The following is a 16831-nucleotide window of genomic DNA, read 5'->3' as shown; positions in this document are numbered from 1 at the left end:
CGCATTCTTGTCTCGGATCATAATCGGCAAAAAGCTTGAAATTGACGCAACGTAATCTTATATAATCATTTTTACAAACCATTTCCGAGGGGATGTGCCGAATGAATAAATACCGTTTTCTACTTGTTTTAGCAGGCATGCTTTTTCTTAGCGCCTGTGGTTCTAATGAGGAAAGAGAACAGTTGCAGACGATTTCAATTAAGGGAGCAGATAACCTCCTCATTGATCATGGCAGCACTGCGTTAGAAGTAGAATCAGCGGATATTGAGTCGCTTGAGGCTACCTTGTTCATGAATAATAATGGACCGGGAATGGCACATCTAATGTGAAACTTAGTACAACTTCCGGAAATATCACAATAAATTGATACATGCTCTTCTACTCATCTTATTTTCTGATTACGGGAACCCATAGCTCGTTTTTGTTCGCCTCGACTGGGAGGTACACTTCGATTGCAGGCAGATTCCCAAGCTCAAACGCTGCGACGGGCACCCACTCTGTATATAGCCTCCGCCATAAGTCAGGAAGATGGTCTGGCGGGCCCTCTACCTCGAACACCACCCAGGTCGATGCGGCAAACTCCCTCTTGACCATGCCAGCAGGCGGCTCATGCTGCGTTGCGATTGACAAGCTGTATAGAAACTCGTCGTTCTTGCCCCAAGCGCCGTCGGCGCAGACGCCCAATATGCCTCCCATTGGATGCTCGCTATCTCGAATATGCCATAGCTCATCGAACAGGCCTTCTTCCCGAGCAGCAGCCCATACGCCCACAATGTCGTTATAAGCTCCTTCCGTATTCACGGTTGTTTGTTTGCCGACTACTGAAAATGCCCCAAGCTCCTCCACCCTGTAATCCATCTCATGCACTCCCTTTATCGTAATTTGAAAGGAGATACGCGGATAGGCTTTGAGCTTTATTCCGGCATTGCGCGCATTCGTAGGCGTTGTGCCATGGAGCTGCTGGAAGGCCCGCGTGAATGCCTCGGGCGATTCGTAGCCGTACTTCAGGGAAAGATCGATCACCTTCTCGTTGCCGTTCTGCAGCTCGAATGCCGCCAGCGTCAATCTCCGCCTTCTGATGTACTCCGATAATGAGACATTCGTAATAAAGGGGAACATGCGCTGGAGGTGATAAGGCGAGCATTGCGCCACCTTGGCAACCTCGCTGTAATTGATCTCATCCAAAATATGCTCCTCCAAATACGCAATCGCTTGATTCATTCGCTCTACCCAATCCATATGCGTTCATCCTCTCTACGTTCAATATAAAGGTCTGTCGTTGCTAGAGCCTTGCATTTGACGCACCAATTTTGCTAGGCTCGCCTTCGCCGCGAAGGCAACCCCTAACATTATTTTCTTCCATTTCTTTCAGTTTACTAGATAAAAGCATCCAATGACAAAACCTCCGAGCACGCCATATAGCGGCGTGCCCGGAGGTTTATCGTTAATCCCAATTCGTTATATTGCCTCTAATCCACGACTCGAGCTGCGAGCTCTCGATCCGGTATGCATGGCTTATTCCGCTTGGCTGACTGGGGCGATACAGCTGCCAGGACGCCACATATAATCAAAATAAATCCGAACAATCCATTCATATCAGAATCTCCTTCGCCCTAGTGCATTGCTTTTCTTACGCACAGGGAAAGGAAAATGTTCCATGTTTTCGCTTTACATGCCCATACTTATGCCATCACCTCAACGGTGAAGCCTCCCGGCGCCTCGACATAGAATGTCCATGCATGTGCTCTTTCGGGCGGATCGGCGGCGAAGCCGTCATTGATTAGCCGCTTATAGATCTCATTCACTTTCTCCTCGCTCTCCTGACTGAAACCAATATGGAACGTAGATGGATACTTCACATCCTTGCCTTTCATTAAGGTCAGCACCATGCCATTGTCGTCAAACAATGCCGCGAAGGACCGCCCCCGTTCTCCTCCAAGCTTAAGCCCAAAATAGCTCATCAAAAACTCCTTTGCCGCACCTACATCCGTAACCGTAAGATTAAGATGATTCAACTTCATCATATCCGCTCCTTTGGCAACTTCATTTGCTTTCTTCTTTATTATCGTACATTGATGCAAATGAGAAGCTTCGAGTGAATAAAAGCGGTTGTCTAATAAGTAAACCGTCACACTAAATCAATCTTTTGAAGCAGTTTTAGCTGTTATCCAGACGGATCATTCCGGCCCGCTGGCAGTATCTTTCTTACGAACAAATTCCGTACAGCTGAAGACGTCTTTGCAGATTTGCCCCCTGCTATACTAAGCGCTAGTCAGCAAGCATATAGTTATACCGATATACCATAAAATCCATTTTTGGGAGGAATTGTTCATGCGCAAAAGAATGACAACCATGACCGCATCCTGGCTTGCACTCGCTCTTCTTATGGTTTCACTCCTCACCCCGGCTGCAAGTGCCCAAGCCGACGCTCCGCTTCAAGTGTCTGCACAAGGTACAGCTTGGGGTATCGGCACCAATTTTGAAACCGCTGTCATAGATTTGCGCATTACGAATCTTTATATGGACCCGGCCAGAAACAATACGATTTCGCCATGGGTGCTCCAATTCGATTTTAACGGTGATATTAGTTCCGTCGCAGGCGCTGTCATTACAGCGAAGGAAGGAAACCGCTATACGTTAAAGGGTGACACGGACACGGATATCTCCTACGGTGAAACGCTGGAGCTGCGCATTACAACTACGCTGAACGGTTCCCCATCGGCTTCGTTCGAGAACCTTACGCTTAAGCCCGAGACAATCGCGGCTCCTTGGCGTTGGCTCGGTGCGTACAGCGTCAATGATATCGTGGAGTATAACGGCGTCTTCTACAAAGCGATTCAGGCCCATACCGCTTACGCGACGAATTGGACCCCTGATCAGACGCCAGCGCTATGGCAGCCGGTAAACGTCGAATCCTACTCCTACTCCACATCTGTCGATGTCGAGCTGAACATCATCGACTCTTGGACATTGGGAGGCACTTATACGGCGGGCCAAGTCGTCTTCCATGACGGCTCGTTCTACAGCTGCGTGCAATCCCATACCGCCCATGCCCCGAATTGGTATCCAGGTCCGCAAACAGCAAGCTTGTGGGAGAAAGCTGCCTCTCCGTTATAACAACCGATAGAGCGTTACGCTTTAGCTGAAAAAAAAAGAGACAGGACCGTTAGCATACGGCCTGTCTCTTCTACTGCCGGAATGATCGGCCAGTTCATGCAGTCGGCCATCAACTAAATCGCAGTTTTTCTCTTTATCACATAATTTACCAAGCTGTAAGGGGGCTTTTGAGCAGACCAATCTTACACGCAAATAAAAAACGCGCCCGCCAAGCGGGAGTACCGATGTACTCGCTTTGTCGAACGCGCTGTTATACGAAATTTATGAAATGATGGCTGTAATCTCTATCCTATTTGCCTTCAAAATATTGCTTCAACCCGTCTACTATCGACTGCGCAACCCGGTCTTGCCAATCATCCTCAAGCATCTTCGCCTCTTCCTGCGGATTGGTCATAAAACCGACCTCCAGCAGAACCGATGGCCGCTCGCTCCCGACGAGCACACGCCACTGCTCCTGCTTTACCCCCCGGTCAGGAAAGCCTGTCGCATCGATCAGTTTGCTATGGATCGCATTGGCTAACGGGATACTGATTAACGAGTCATAGTACGTCTCCGTCCCCGATATGCCAGGGTCTGTATACGTGTTGCCATGAATGGAAAGAAACGCATCCGCCTCCAGCTCATTGGAATAAGCCGAGCGCTCATCCAGCTCCAAAAAAATATCGTCGTCGCGCGTCATGTACGGATCGAACTTAGGATCTTGCTGAAGCAAGGCGTATACCTTCTTGGCAAGCGCCAATGTGTAATCCTTCTCCTCCGCTCCGCTAGCCCCGTTCGCTCCGGGGTCCTTGCCGCCATGACCCGCATCGATTACGATCGTATACCCGCCTGTATTGCCGGCGACCGTCACCTCTCGCCCTTCGCTTACAGGCGGCGCTAGTGCTGGATCTACAACGAGCTTGCCTGGTGAATTAAAATCATATTGATTCAAGAAGATAGCAATAAGTGCAATGACACCGAGAAGAAGAAATAGATTGCGAAACCTTGGCTTTTTGCGATAGGCCGGATTTGGTCTGATATTAGGATTCATCATTTTTGTCGCTCACATCCATCTGTGACATCGTGTCTTGATAAGAACGTTCTATTCTTGCTTTGAACGCATCTGACAGTTCAAGGCTGTTGCTATAATCCTCAGCAGGTAGAATCCGGTAAGCAAAGGTCTGCTGCCCCGGCTCCATATCCCGGTACACCCAAGTCGGTACATAGTCCACCTTATGGATCTCCGTTGCGCCTGTCTGCTTGTCCTTGCGGATCTCGAATTGAACGATGACGCCGTCTTCCGTAAAGACATTGTCTAGCGTCTCCTGACGTTGATTGGAAATAAAATTGCCCATTGAGTAAACGACGAATGTATTGCGGTCTCCGCTTTGCTGCCATTCGGATTTCTGTATGACATGAGGATGACTGCCCAGTATAATATCTACGCCGAAACTCGACAAGCGTTGCGCCAGATTGACCTGCCCGGTTGACGGCTCGCGTTCATATTCGTTGCCCCAATGCAGCGAAGCGAGGATAAGGTCAGCCCCTTGCGCCTTGGCGTAAGCGACATCCTCCTGAATCTTCGCCTCATCCACCTTGTTCACCATCGCATCCAGTTCCTCCGGGGTCATCAAACTCTCCAAGCCGTTCAAGCTCTCGGTATAAGACAGAAATGCTAGCTTGATTCCCTTCACTTCTTTGAGCAGCACCCTTGTATCGGGACGGGTTGCATAAGTGCCCACCGTGGCGAGACCGCGGCTCTGAATGGTATCGAGCGTTCGGGTGACACCCTGCTTCCCCGTATCCAAGCTGTGGTTATTGGCTGTCGTCAGGATATCAAAGCCTGCCTCCTTAAGCGCATCCACCGCTTCATCCGGCGAGTTGAACCGGGGATAGCCCTGATGCTTGTACGGATCGGTGCCTGCGGTCGTCGTCTCGAAGTTGGCGATTGCGATATCCGCCGCCTCAATGATTGGCTTCACTTGTTCAAAGACCGGCTTGAAATCGTAGCCGCCCGTTGCCACTCTTGCGCTTTCCAGTTGGGCATTGTGAAACATGATATCGCCCACAGCCGCCAAATGAATGGACTCGTACGACGCCTCCTCGTTCACAACCGGCACAGACGGTTCTGAAGCGCCCGCTCCGCTCGCACCCTCCGTCCTCAAATGCTGCAGCCAGCTAGCCGCTCCAATCGCAATACCGATCAAGATTGCAGCCGCGATCCCCCCAACCAGCCATTTTCCCTTTGCGCTCCCTCTCCTGCTCCTCATGGCGCTTGGTTCCCGTTTGCATACTCTTCATACGTCAGCCCGCTGTCGAATACTTTCGTTGCAAGCTCGACGCCCAAGTACCGGATATGCCACGGCTCGTAGATATAGCCGGTTATGCCCTCTTGACCTTCTGGATACCGGATGATGAAGCCGTACTGATGAGCATGTTCCGCCAGCCATCGACCCTCATCCGTCTCTCCGAATGCCTCCTTCAATCCCTTGGACACGCTGTCGCTTGTCACATCCATCGCCAGCCCCGTCTGATGCTCGCTCTGTCCGGCCTTCGCGCTGTAACGATTGGCAGCAGCTTCTCCTTCCCTGTTCACATAATCTGCGAACAAAGCTTGCTGCGTCTCGTACGAACGATAGCCCGACCGGGCATACAGCTTGTACCCTTCCTTCTCCGCGCCGGCGAACAGTCCCTTCAGCGCCTCCGCCGCTTCCTTTCGGAGTTGATTCACTTCCGCATTCTGAAAGATCGTCGGCACCTCAACCATGACCAGATCGTCTGGCGCATAAGAGTCCTGAAGCGGATGCGTCTTGTTCACCAGCGCCGCAAGAGCAGGGTCGGCTGGCTCCTCCTCTTCATCTTGCGAGCCGGAAGGGCTATCGCTAGTTACAGGATCAACCTGGGACGAGCCTCCCGCTTTTGTCCCGCTTGCTCCGCCTTGCGCCTTCCCATCGGAACAAGCGGTTGTCATTGTTATGGAGAGTGCCAAGACAGCCGTCCATACTGCCATATACGTCCATCTTCTATTCCTCATATCGGTACTCCTTTTCGTCTTTCGTCGTTGACATGCTGTTAGTGTAACGGAGCCAAATATGAGAAGTGAGATCAACTTGTAATGGAGTTGTAAAATTTGCGGGCAGAATCGAAAAAAGAGACCGTTACGAGTCTCTTCCTTCCAACCATCCTATTGCTTATATTTTTCCTCGTACAAATAAGACGCCTTCACCTTATTCATCAGAAACTGCAAGACGGTCATCATATCCTTGTAGAAGCCAATGCCTTGACCTGTATAGGCATTCAGCAATACGCTGAGCACCACCTCATCGCTGCCCTTTTTCATATAATAAAACTCGACACTTCCGCGATAATAGAGGGTGTCGCCAAGCTCAAGGTCGCTGAGCTTATATTCTCCTATCCCCTCCACAAACGCATTGGCATGGTTCTGAAGTTCTTCACGCGAAAGCTCCTTCTCCTTCACCACACTGCGATCATTCACCTTCGATAACCCCAGCACTTCCCCGTCCTTCGCATTAATTACGACGCCGTATATATCCGAGGAATCATAAATGTTCAAAACGTTGGCCATATAGACGCCGCTCGCCACTTTCTTCAAGGGCTCCTTGTATTCCACCAGAAATTCGCGATCCATCTTAACGTTTAGGGTGGCATCGGCAAGCAGCGACTTGATGCCTTGCTGATCCATGAAATACATCTCGAACTTAATATCGTCGAGCGACAAATTATGCTCAAAATACTTGTTCACCGCATTCATGCTAAGCGTCTTGACCGTCTCCTCGGATAATACGCCGTTGTATTCCACTTCTTCGCCGGGCTTCTGCTCGGGAATCTTTTTCACCATAACCGTATCCTTCGGTATGCTTGTATAGAAGGCTGCACAGCCGGACAGTGCCATGCTCGCTAAAGCGAGGCTCAGGACCATCGCTACATATTTTACGATTCTCATGGATTCACCTCGCTCCCTTCCTGAGGCTGGGGAAAGACGATCCGAATCGCCGTTCCCATCTGAACTTCGCTGTCCACTTCAATCACCGCATGATGAATACTTGCTATGCTTCGGCAGATAGACAATCCCAGACCCGCTCCGTTATTATTACGGGTCCTGGCCTTGTCGGCCATATAGAAAGGCTCGAATATCTTATCCATATGCTCCCTTGAGATGCCGCTTCCTTCATCCGCAACCTCCAACACGCAACTGCCGCTGCGCTCTAGCGTGCGGATGGTGATCTTGCCCCCTTCACTGGACGCCTTAACGGCATTGTCCACGAGATTGAAGATGACGATCTTGATCAAATCCTTCTCCAGTGGAAGCCGGCAATCCGCGCAAGCCAGCTCAAGCCGAATCTGCTTAGCGGCTACAATATGCTTGAGCGAAGGCTCCAGCTCCATCACGACATCCTTTAGATTATCCGGCTTCATCTGGAACTGATGGTCCTTCAGCAGAATCAAGTCCATCAGCTTGGTCGCCAGCGCCTCAAGCCGCTTACCCTCGCTATAGATGGCGTTCAGGCCTTCGAGGAACGTAGCCTCATCATATTTGGTCGATCGCATATAATTGGCATATCCGATGATCGAGGTCAGCGGCGTCTTCAGCTCATGCGTAATGTTATTAATGAACCGCTGCTTCTCGCCGTTATTGCGCTCTAGCTCGTTGATCTTGTCCTCCACGACCGCAGCCATCTCGTTGAAGTTCGTCGCCAGCACGCCGATCTCGTCCCTGGATTTCAATTGAACCCGCTCCGAGAAATCGCCTTGCGCAATCTCTTTCGCTGTACGGACCATCGTCTCGATCGGTTTGGTCAAACCTTTGCTGATGAAGAACATGACGATAATATAGATTAAGCACGCCACAATATCCATTTGCGCAAAAAACGTATATTGATCCATCCGCTCCGTGTAGAGCGGAGTCACGTCCTTGATATAGGTGAAGATATAGCTCTTCTGGTTAATATCCGTCACATTAGCGGTAAAGAGCAGCGTACGCTCGTCGATGTCCCGCAATATATATTTGATCTCGCCCGGCTCCAGCTCCTTGCGCTCATCACGCGCGGCGGGCATCACGAAGTCCAGGTTGCTGAATACGGTCTTGTCCTTGTCATCGGCAATCTCCAGGTAGCTGCCCTGGTCGCTGTTCCGCCTGACGAACTCATTCGCGATATTCGTGAGCACAGTCTTCTCATAATCGATGGAATCATAAATGCGCAAGATCGGCACAACCGCATTCACGCTGGAATTGATACTCATATTCGCGCTTAACGTATTGTTGATCTCCTGCTGAAGCATCTTGCTGTGATTGCGTTCAATGACCATGATGGAAGCCGCATTAAATATGATGACGAAGGTCAGAATGGAGAACAGGCATATTTTTTGCCAAAATTTCATCGGCTAATCCTCCAGCCTGTACCCGATCTTATAGATCGTCTTGATCTGATCCTGCAGGTTCAGCTTCTTTCTGAGCGACTTAATATGCATGTCTACCGTGCGGGTCTCCCCGTAGAAGTCGCCGCCCCAGACCTTCTCGATGAACTGTTCCCGGGACAGGGCGATATTTTTATTTTTGAGCAGGACAAGAAGAAGATCGTATTCCTTGGGAGTAAGCTCGACGACTTCCTTACGGACCGTCACTTCCCGCTTGTCTACGTAGACGTCGATATCCTGGAACGTGAAGACCGCTTCTTCCTTGCCGTATCGCCGGAGTACGGTCTCCATGCGAGCGAGCAGCTCGATTGCTTCGAACGGCTTGACCATGTAATCCTCCGCCCCGAGCTTCAGGCCGTTGACCTTGTCGAAGACGGCATTCTTCGCAGTCAGGAAGATGACCGGAATATTCATCGGCCGAATCCTCTCCATCAGCTCGAAGCCGTCCATGCGCGGAATCATAACATCCAGCAGAATCAAATCAAATCGGCCTCTCTTGATCCGATCTAGCGCATCGATACCATCGTAGACCTGTTCCGTCTCGTAACCGACCAGCGTCAAGTTCATTTTTATAATATTGGATATATGAATGTCGTCCTCAACGATCAGGATGTGTTTCTTCATGTCGGTCCCTCCCCCGCTCCTTCTTATACGAGCCGGCTATCTCTATTGTATAGGAGCCTCGGCATCGGCTGGAGCATCAATTTCTTCCACTCTTCTTCTCAACATAGCATAGTTGGACGAGCTGAGGAAAGTGGGGCGAGGACGGACACAGCAAAAAAGCCCGGCATCGGCTTCTCGAAGAAGCGCTGTCGGACTTATCTCTTCATGCTTATGTTTACCCGTGCAATGCCGCTTGTCTCTTGTAGTGGTCTTCTAATACGAGACAAGCCATCGCTTCGACAACAGGGACAATTCTCGGGCAGATGCAAGGATCATGTCTTCCTTCGGTACGAATCTCCCGCTCCTCACCCTCTTTGTTGATCGTCCGTTGAGGAGACGAAATCGACGAAGTCGGCTTGACCGCTACGCGGAAGATGATCTCTTCGCCTGTGCTGATGCCGCCGACAATGCCCCCTGCGTGGTTCGTCAAAAATCCGTTCTTGTCCATCGCATCGTTATGCTCGCTGCCCTGCATGGACGCCGCTGCGAAACCCTCGCCGAACTCAATCCCTTTCACCGCGCCAATGGAGAGCATCGCCTTCGCCAGCTCCGCATCCAGCTTATCAAAGGTCGGCTCGCCAATGCCAGGCGCTACCCCTCTGATCCGGCATTCCACGATACCGCCGCAGCTATCGCCGATCGCCGACAGCGCTTCAATCTTCTCCACCATCTTCACAGCCGCTTCCGGATCGCAAGCCCGGACTGGATTTTTCTCAATTATGCTCTCATCGAAGGTCTCGCACTTAATGTCTCCAACCTGGGTCGTATACGCCACGATCGATACCCCTCTGCCTTCGAGCGACTTGCGGGCAATTGCTCCACCGGCAACCCGGCCTGCCGTCTCTCGGCCCGATGCTCTGCCGCTGCCCCGGTAATCCCGGTGTCCGTACTTCTGATCGTACGTAAAGTCGGCATGTCCCGGGCGGTACAGCAGCTTAATATCGCTATAAGCTTCCGGCCTCATATCCGTGTTCTGCAATTGAATGCTGAGCGGAGCTCCTGTCGTCCTGCCTTCGAATACACCGGACAAAATACGGATCGTGTCGTATTCCTTCCGCGGAGTGGTAACAGAAGATTGGCCCGGCTTTCTGCGGTCCATCTGCACCTGTATATACGCTTCATCTATTTCCATTCCAGGCGTTACTCCATCGACAATGACACCGACCGCTACGCCATGGGATTCGCCAAACGTCGTAATTTTGAACCGTTCTCCGAATGTGCTTCCCGCCATGCTGATTCACCTCGTTAAATTTTTTATCCTGCTCTTATTGTAGAGAATGATTTGAAATTAATGAAATCACAATTTCCTATAGCAGCTATAGATTGTATCTATAACATTATGAAGTGGAAACTTTTCCAGTTGAACGTGCGTTTTAACTATATTCGACTTTCAGAGGAGGAACCATCCATCATGGAGATCAAATGGCTGGAGTGGGCCAAGCATATTCAAGGCATCGCGCAGACAGGACTAACCTATTCGAAGGATATTTATGATATCGAACGTTATGAACAACTGCGGCAGCTCAGCATAGACATCTTATCCAGCTACACGGAGGCGGGGACCGATAAAATCAAGCTGACCTTCGCCAGCGATACGGGCTATGCGACACCGAAAGTGGATGTCCGTGCTGTTGTATTCCAGGATGAGCGAATCCTGCTCGTTCGCGAAAAGATCGACGGCGCTTGGGCGCTGCCGGGCGGCTGGGCAGACATCGGACTGTCCGCCTCCGAGGTAGCGGTCAAGGAAGTTGAAGAAGAGTCCGGCTACCACGTGAAGCCGATCCGGCTGCTGGCCGTTCTCGACAAGAAGTTTCATAACCATCCGCCTGAACCGTACCATGTCTACAAGCTGTTTATCCGATGCGAGATTATCGGCGGAGAGGCGCTAAGCGGCATAGAGACAAGCGAGGTTGCGTTCTTCGGCATCGACGAATTGCCTGAGCTGTCGCAGGAGCGGAACACGGAGGCTCAAGTGAAGACGATGTTCCAGTTCTTGGCCAACCCGAATCTGGAGACGATTCTGGATTGATATTACCTCTTGTTTAATATGCCCAAATAGGCTGTCCAAGGGCCAACATCCTCCCGATAGCGCTCCGCCATAATCCGTGCGATCTGTGACATATGCGTCATATCATGGGCCACCCATGTAGACAGCAGCTCCCTGGCCTTTACAGCGCCGAACTCGGGATGGAGGCCGGTCTGCTCGAGTTTAGCTTCGGTTAGCTGCAATTGCCGAAGCGCTGCAACATTGTTCGTTCGAATCGTTTTAAATTCCAGCAGCTTGTGCTTGATCGGCATGGCTTGTCGTTCCAGATGCGAGAAGCGGTCGAAAGGAGGCAACGTCTGTCTTTCCCCTTCCTCCAGAATGAATCGCAAACGGGGAATCCAATTGTGGACTTCCCCCTCGATCAGGTGGCACACCACCTCATATGCATTCCAGGTTCCTTCCCCTTCGTTGCAGCTCAGCCACTCATCAGACAAACCGCCAAGCAGCGCCTCTAGCGCATGAGGCGTACGCTCAAGCACTTCAATCGCTTCGTTTATCGAAAAGTTCAACGTAATCTCCCTCCCGCTACTGGCTGGCATTACGCCGCATATGTATAACCGCGTGTTATACGTTGCCCTCTTTCAACGTTTCTACCGCTTTGCGAATGCGGCGGTCGCGTGTCTCCGCCGTCTTCGCTTGTTCAATCTGATACACGATCCGATTCTTGTTGCTGTAGCTTAATCCTGCGAAGAAGGCAGCAGCCGTTTCCTCTTGAGCAAGCGCCGCCGCTAGATCCTCCGGCACTACAATTTCTCTTGGCTCCGTATCCAGCGCCAGCTCCACTTCCACAATATCGCCTGCCGCGACGCCCGCTTGCTGCCGATTATCGGAATTCAGCGGCAGCATGAATTTGCCGCCCATTACGGCAACGGTGCTGCGGTACGAATAGCCGCTTATTGTCACGACTACAGGCGGTTTTTTACCTTTCCCTAGTGACTCCACGACTTCGCTTGGCACCTCGAAGCCCGTCGCCGTCTTGCCTCCCAATATGACCTCCGTCTTGAATTTCACAGGCATTCTCCTCCCATGGCATGAAGCTATACATTCTGCTTATCTTTATTATTTAGAATATTGTCCTCCAGAACGGCAAACTTGTCACCGTACTCCCGGATAATATGATGCTCGCCCCAATTGCACAAGGCATCCAATATGGAGCGAAGGCTATTCCCGTATTCGCTAAGCTCATATTCGACCTTGGGAGGCACCTGGTTGTAGACGATGCGATTCACAATCCCGTCATCCTCAAGCTCCCTCAGCTGCTGCGTCAGCATCTTCTGGGTAATCCCGGGCATGAGGCGCTTGAGGTCGCTTGTCCGTTTCTTGCCATACGTAAGGTGGCAAAGGATGACACACTTCCACTTGCCGCCAATGACCTCCAGCGTCGCTTCGACCGAAATGTTGTATTTTTTCTTAAGTACGGCTTCTTTGGCCACTAGGCTTCCTCCTTGCCATGCGTTATGGGTACTTTTCAGTGCCTATATCACTTGAAAGTACGTACTGTTCATTTTGATCTGTGTCATTGATAATAGCACTTACCGGCCGGATATCACAATACGACAAAGTAGGAGTGGACCCATGACAACAGAGAAAAAAAACAGCACGCTGGCGCTGCTCGCCTTGGCTGTCAGCGCCTTTGCCATTGGAACAACCGAGTTTATCAGCGTGGGACTGCTTCCTCTCATTGCCGATGACCTTCATATATCCGTCACCACCGCTGGACTTACCGTGACCTTATATGCGCTGGGCGTTATGTTCGGAGCACCGGTGCTCACGTCCATGACTTCCCAGGTATCCCGGAAGACGCTGCTCTTCTGGATTATGATCGTATTTATTGCGGGCAATCTAATTGCTGCCACCGCAGGAAGCATCGCTGTCTTGCTCACTGCCCGCATCATCTCAGCGCTGTCGCACGGCATCTTCATGTCGATCGGCTCTACGATCGCCGCGGACCTCGTACCGGAGAATCGCAGGGCCAGCGCAATCTCGATTATGTTCTCAGGCCTAACTGTCGCTACCGTAACCGGTGTGCCGCTCGGCACCTTCATCGGCCAGCAGCTTGGCTGGCGCGCCGCTTTTGTTGCGATTGTCGCTGTCGGTCTGATTGCCCTCCTGGCGAATATGCTGCTCGTGCCATCCAATCTTCGGAAAGGAGACAAGGTGCGGCTCGGCGACCAATGGAAGCTCGTGACGAATGGACGGCTGCTGCTTGCCTTTTCCATTACGGCTTTAGGCTACGGCGGCACGTTTGTTGTCTTTACCTATTTATCCCCGTTGCTGCACGATATAACCGGATTCAATGAACGATCCGTAGCCGTTATTCTGCTGCTGTACGGAATTGCCATTGCCATCGGCAACGTCATCGGGGGCAAAGCCGCCAACCGGAAGCCGACCCAAGCGCTATTCTACATGTTTGCCGTGCAGGCGGTGGTACTGGTCATCCTGGCCCTCACCGCACCGTATCAGATTGCCGGACTGATCACGATATTCTTTATGGGTCTGTTCGCCTTTATGAACGTTCCCGGACTGCAAGTATATGTCGTCATGCTCGCCGAGCGCCTCGCTCCCGAAGCGAAGGATGTCGCTTCCGCAGTCAATATCGCGGCCTTCAATGCCGGCATCGCTATCGGCGCTTACTTGGGCGGTGTCATTACCGATTCCATCGGCCTCATCCACACGACCTGGATCGGAGCCATCATGGTATCGGCTGCCGTCCTGTTGACGGGCTGGGCACGCGTGCTGGACAAGCGGGATCAGACGTCATCGCCAGTATCTCAAAGAGTGGCTTAAGTAGCTTCGCACATCGTCTATTCATTTACTTTAACCCATACAACTTACTGGAGGAATATCATCATGATGAAACATTTGCAGGATACCGTAACATTGCACAATGGCGTAACTATGCCGGGGCTGGGACTCGGCGTATTCAAGGTTGAGGAAGGACCGACTGTCGTTGAAGCGGTGAAAGCTGCGATCGCCAATGGCTACCGCAGCATCGATACCGCGGCAATCTACGGCAACGAACAAACCGTAGGCCAAGGCATCCGCGAAGCGCTGGCGGAGAATAATCTGTCGAGAGAAGATATCTTTGTCACATCCAAAGTATGGAATTCGGATTTGGGGTATGAGGCAACTTTGGCCGCTTATGAGACAAGCCTGCAAAAGCTGAGACTTGAGTATCTCGATCTCTACCTCATTCACTGGCCGGTGAATGGAAAATATAAAGATGCGTGGCGCGCGCTGGAGCACTTGTATGAAGCCGGCAAAGTGAAGGCGATTGGCGTCAGCAACTTCCAAATTCATCACCTCCAGGATGTGATGGCGGATGCGAAGATTAAACCGATGGTCAATCAAGTGGAGCTTCATCCGCGCCTGACACAGAAGGAGCTGCTGAGCTTCACAAGAGAGAATGACATTCAGCTGGAGGCCTGGTCGCCGCTTATGCAAGGCGAGCTGCTCGATAACGAGGTATTGATGGAGATCGGAGCGAAATACGGCAAGTCCGTCGCGCAAGTAATTCTGCGTTGGGATGTGCAGCATGGCATTGTCACCATCCCGAAATCGGTCAAGGAACATCGCATTATTGAGAATGCCTCCATCTTCGATTTCGAGCTGAGCACGGAAGACATGGCTCGCATTGACGCACTGAACGAGAATCGCCGCGTTGGACCGGACCCGGACAACTTTGATTTCTAATCCGGCTAATTGCAAGCCCCGTATTCAACACGCTGTGTACAAAAAGACGCCGCACCATAGCTGGAGCGGCGACCTTTTCATATACTCTAGCAAGGCATCTCCTACAAATTCAACTCCACCATCGACTGCGCCAGCACCGGATAGTCGGTAATGATGCCGTCAATTTGGAATTTCAGCACTTCCTTCATATTGCGCCTCGTATTGACTGTCCATACCCACACCTCCCGGCCGGCGGCATGTGCCTGCTTCACCAGTTGATCCGTCAGCATCACTTGCTCGATCGTATAGAAGTCCACATCCAGCGCGGACAGATTGCCCAGCGCAAAATATAAGATCTGGCCGATCTTGATATTCGGCTCCAGCTCCCGAATCTGCTTCAGCGAGTAGCTGTCGAAGGATTGGATATAAACCTCCTGCTCCATGCCATAAGCCTGGATCAGACTGACAACCTCCCTGACCAGGTCGTCGCCAGGCCCATACGGCTTCAGATCCAGCAGCAGCTTGATGCGGCCCTGCGCTTCTGCCAGCGCGTAGGCCAGGGTAGGAATAGGAATCGATTCCATATTCTCATCCTGCCCGATGGCCAGCCGGCTTAGCTCCTCATAGGTCAGGTCGGACACTCGCTCCTGGACGCCGGCCATACGGCGCAGGTTGTAATCATGATGCAGCACGGCTATGCCGTCTTTGGTCAATTGAACATCAAGCTCTACCGATTGAATGCCTTTGTCAATCGCGGCTTGAATGGATGGAATGGAGTTTTCCGGGGCGCTCTCCGCGTCGCCGCGATGTGCCGAGATCAGCACGTTCCACTTTGCGTAGACGAGACTGTCATTGGCCCTAATGCCCACAAATACAGCCAGTCCGATATAGATGACCGCGATGGATGCATAGAGCAGGCTCGTCCGTTTTCTCCCCTTCAGGAAGGCGGCGAATCTCTGCTCCAGCCTGCCCAGCCTGCTCCGATAGATATGCAGATGATCCCTCGGCTTCTCGCCTCTTGTAATTCCGAAATAATAGAACAGGCGAGTCAAGAAAATAATATTGACCGGCATTAGCAATAGCGCGAACATATAAGTCAGAATGGTGGACAGCGTCAAAGAATAATGGTTCGTAAAAGCCTTAAGCACGTTCATATCCATCCACGCCGGCAAATAGGAAAGTGACGAAATGGCCAAAAAACCGGTGCCGAATACGACCGCATTCAGCACGAATAGCCAGAAGAAAAGCTGAAGCCTTCTCCCCCTCGTCAAAGCTTGACTGCTGCGGATCGCTTCGGTGATGGACTTGCCCTCCAGCATGATATAATGGAGCACGAATATCCAGCGCAGCACGGTGTAAAGCACAACTAACATAAGCAGGACATAGACAATCGTCATCGTGTAGGAGGCGTCTAGCACCCTGCTTTGCATAAAGATCGGAAAATTAAACAAGGCATAGAAAGAAGCCGATAACGGCGAATCGATAAAGGGGATTAGGATCAGCAAAAAAACAAGCAGCTGGACAATACCAAAGCCAAGCAATCTCGGCGTCTGGCGCAGCGTCGTGAAGAGCGCATCCGCAATATTGACCTGCTTGCCGAAATAGCGTTGCTGAACGAGAATGACGAGGACGCATAATTCGATGAACAGCGCAAAAGAAGCAACCAGGCCGATCATGACAAGCCCGAGCACTCCTTCGTAGGTGTAGCCCAGCCGGTATACCTCGCTATTGAGCAGCGAGCCAGAGCCGACTACGGTTAATATTCGGTTGAAGATAAACGTAATCACTGGAATAATAATGACGCTCGTAAGCAGCATATATAAATATTCAAAGAGCAGCAGCTTGGTATATGAGGTTCGGAAATCGCGAATGCTTCTGCCGAGCAACCTGAGCATGTGAATTCATCCTATCTGTAAA

General features: G+C 51.3%; 19 protein-coding genes. 5 read left to right on the top strand and 14 right to left on the bottom strand.

All coding sequences use genetic code 11. The features are described from left to right. Positions 1-101 precede the first annotated feature (101 nt). On the top strand, positions 102-329 hold the full coding sequence (locus D3P07_RS10600) for a hypothetical protein (RefSeq protein ID WP_119800199.1): 228 nt from the start codon (positions 102-104) through the stop codon (positions 327-329). A 58-nt stretch (positions 330-387) separates the two neighbouring features. Here the strand turns inward: D3P07_RS10600 and D3P07_RS10595 are convergent, their stop codons facing one another. The 3 genes from D3P07_RS10595 to D3P07_RS10590 all read right to left on the bottom strand — a co-directional run bounded on the left by D3P07_RS10595 (position 388) and on the right by D3P07_RS10590 (position 2021). Next, entirely contained in the window at positions 388-1239 is an 852-nt protein-coding gene (locus D3P07_RS10595) for an AraC family transcriptional regulator (protein WP_119800198.1), read from the bottom strand. Between the two features lie 230 nt (positions 1240-1469). Beyond that, the gene (locus tag D3P07_RS27505) at positions 1470-1595 is read right to left on the bottom strand and encodes a hypothetical protein (RefSeq protein WP_259391433.1); all 126 of its coding nucleotides are present in this window, start codon (positions 1593-1595) and stop codon (positions 1470-1472) included. A gap of 87 nt (positions 1596-1682) precedes the next feature. Continuing rightward, entirely contained in the window at positions 1683-2021 is a 339-nt protein-coding gene (locus D3P07_RS10590) for a VOC family protein (protein WP_119800197.1), read from the bottom strand. Positions 2022-2331: 310 nt separating this feature from the next. Here D3P07_RS10590 and D3P07_RS10585 point away from each other — a divergent pair, with 310 nt between their 5' ends. Continuing rightward, entirely contained in the window at positions 2332-3117 is a 786-nt protein-coding gene (locus D3P07_RS10585) for a carbohydrate-binding protein (RefSeq protein WP_119800196.1), read from the top strand. 289 nt (positions 3118-3406) lie between these two features. Here the strand turns inward: D3P07_RS10585 and D3P07_RS10580 are convergent, their stop codons facing one another. From D3P07_RS10580 to aroC, 7 genes are all read right to left on the bottom strand, one after another. Continuing rightward, entirely contained in the window at positions 3407-4150 is a 744-nt protein-coding gene (locus D3P07_RS10580) for an N-acetylmuramoyl-L-alanine amidase family protein (RefSeq protein ID WP_119800195.1), read from the bottom strand. Then, on the bottom strand, positions 4137-5366 hold the full coding sequence (locus D3P07_RS10575; protein WP_119800194.1) for a CapA family protein: 1230 nt from the start codon (positions 5364-5366) through the stop codon (positions 4137-4139). Before D3P07_RS10575 ends, D3P07_RS10580 begins: the two co-directional genes overlap by 14 nt. After that, positions 5363-6130 (bottom strand): M15 family metallopeptidase, encoded by a 768-nt coding sequence (locus D3P07_RS10570; protein ID WP_119800193.1) that lies wholly within the window; start codon positions 6128-6130, stop codon positions 5363-5365. Before D3P07_RS10570 ends, D3P07_RS10575 begins: the two co-directional genes overlap by 4 nt. A 150-nt stretch (positions 6131-6280) precedes the next feature. Then, positions 6281-7060 carry a hypothetical protein gene (locus D3P07_RS10565; protein WP_119800192.1) on the bottom strand — a complete coding sequence of 260 codons (780 nt, stop codon included), beginning with the start codon at positions 7058-7060 and terminating at the stop codon, positions 6281-6283. Beyond that, on the bottom strand, positions 7057-8496 hold the full coding sequence (locus D3P07_RS10560) for a sensor histidine kinase (RefSeq protein WP_119800191.1): 1440 nt from the start codon (positions 8494-8496) through the stop codon (positions 7057-7059). The genes D3P07_RS10565 and D3P07_RS10560 overlap by 4 nt, the downstream gene beginning before the upstream one ends. Before the next feature lie 3 nt (positions 8497-8499). Beyond that, positions 8500-9156 (bottom strand): response regulator transcription factor, encoded by a 657-nt coding sequence (locus D3P07_RS10555; RefSeq protein WP_119800190.1) that lies wholly within the window; start codon positions 9154-9156, stop codon positions 8500-8502. Between the two features lie 214 nt (positions 9157-9370). Further along, positions 9371-10426, bottom strand: coding sequence for a chorismate synthase (aroC, locus tag D3P07_RS10550; protein WP_119800189.1), 1056 nt, complete (start codon positions 10424-10426; stop codon positions 9371-9373). 180 nt (positions 10427-10606) lie between these two features. On the opposite strand from aroC, the gene D3P07_RS10545 reads away from it, so the two are divergent. After that, a complete protein-coding gene (locus D3P07_RS10545; RefSeq protein ID WP_119800188.1) occupies positions 10607-11224 on the top strand; it encodes an NUDIX hydrolase in 618 nt (205 codons plus the stop codon). Positions 11225-11226: 2 nt separating this feature from the next. Here D3P07_RS10545 and D3P07_RS10540 read toward each other — a convergent pair whose 3' ends face one another. From D3P07_RS10540 to D3P07_RS10530, 3 genes are read right to left on the bottom strand one after another with little or no spacing between them, the layout of a single operon-like run. Next, a complete protein-coding gene (locus D3P07_RS10540) occupies positions 11227-11751 on the bottom strand; it encodes a DinB family protein (protein ID WP_119800187.1) in 525 nt (174 codons plus the stop codon). Between the two features lie 55 nt (positions 11752-11806). Continuing rightward, entirely contained in the window at positions 11807-12253 is a 447-nt protein-coding gene (locus D3P07_RS10535) for a YdeI/OmpD-associated family protein (RefSeq protein ID WP_182914260.1), read from the bottom strand. Between the two features lie 26 nt (positions 12254-12279). After that, positions 12280-12675, bottom strand: a complete 396-nt coding sequence (locus D3P07_RS10530) for a winged helix-turn-helix transcriptional regulator (protein WP_119800185.1) — start codon at positions 12673-12675, stop codon at positions 12280-12282. A 142-nt stretch (positions 12676-12817) separates the two neighbouring features. On the opposite strand from D3P07_RS10530, the gene D3P07_RS10525 reads away from it, so the two are divergent. Together D3P07_RS10525 and D3P07_RS10520 are read left to right on the top strand one after the other, a co-directional pair. Beyond that, the gene (locus D3P07_RS10525) at positions 12818-14029 is read left to right on the top strand and encodes an MFS transporter (RefSeq protein WP_119800184.1); all 1212 of its coding nucleotides are present in this window, start codon (positions 12818-12820) and stop codon (positions 14027-14029) included. A 63-nt stretch (positions 14030-14092) separates the two neighbouring features. Then, positions 14093-14935 carry an aldo/keto reductase gene (locus D3P07_RS10520; RefSeq protein WP_119800183.1) on the top strand — a complete coding sequence of 281 codons (843 nt, stop codon included), beginning with the start codon at positions 14093-14095 and terminating at the stop codon, positions 14933-14935. A gap of 101 nt (positions 14936-15036) precedes the next feature. Here the strand turns inward: D3P07_RS10520 and D3P07_RS10515 are convergent, their stop codons facing one another. Next, on the bottom strand, positions 15037-16809 hold the full coding sequence (locus tag D3P07_RS10515) for a glycerophosphodiester phosphodiesterase (RefSeq protein WP_119800182.1): 1773 nt from the start codon (positions 16807-16809) through the stop codon (positions 15037-15039). Between the last annotated feature and the right edge of the window lie 22 nt (positions 16810-16831).

It is taken from the genome of Paenibacillus sp. 1011MAR3C5, from assembly GCF_003591485.1.
Lineage (GTDB): Bacteria > Bacillota > Bacilli > Paenibacillales > Paenibacillaceae > Pristimantibacillus.
This window is presented reverse-complemented; position numbering and strand designations above follow the sequence as displayed.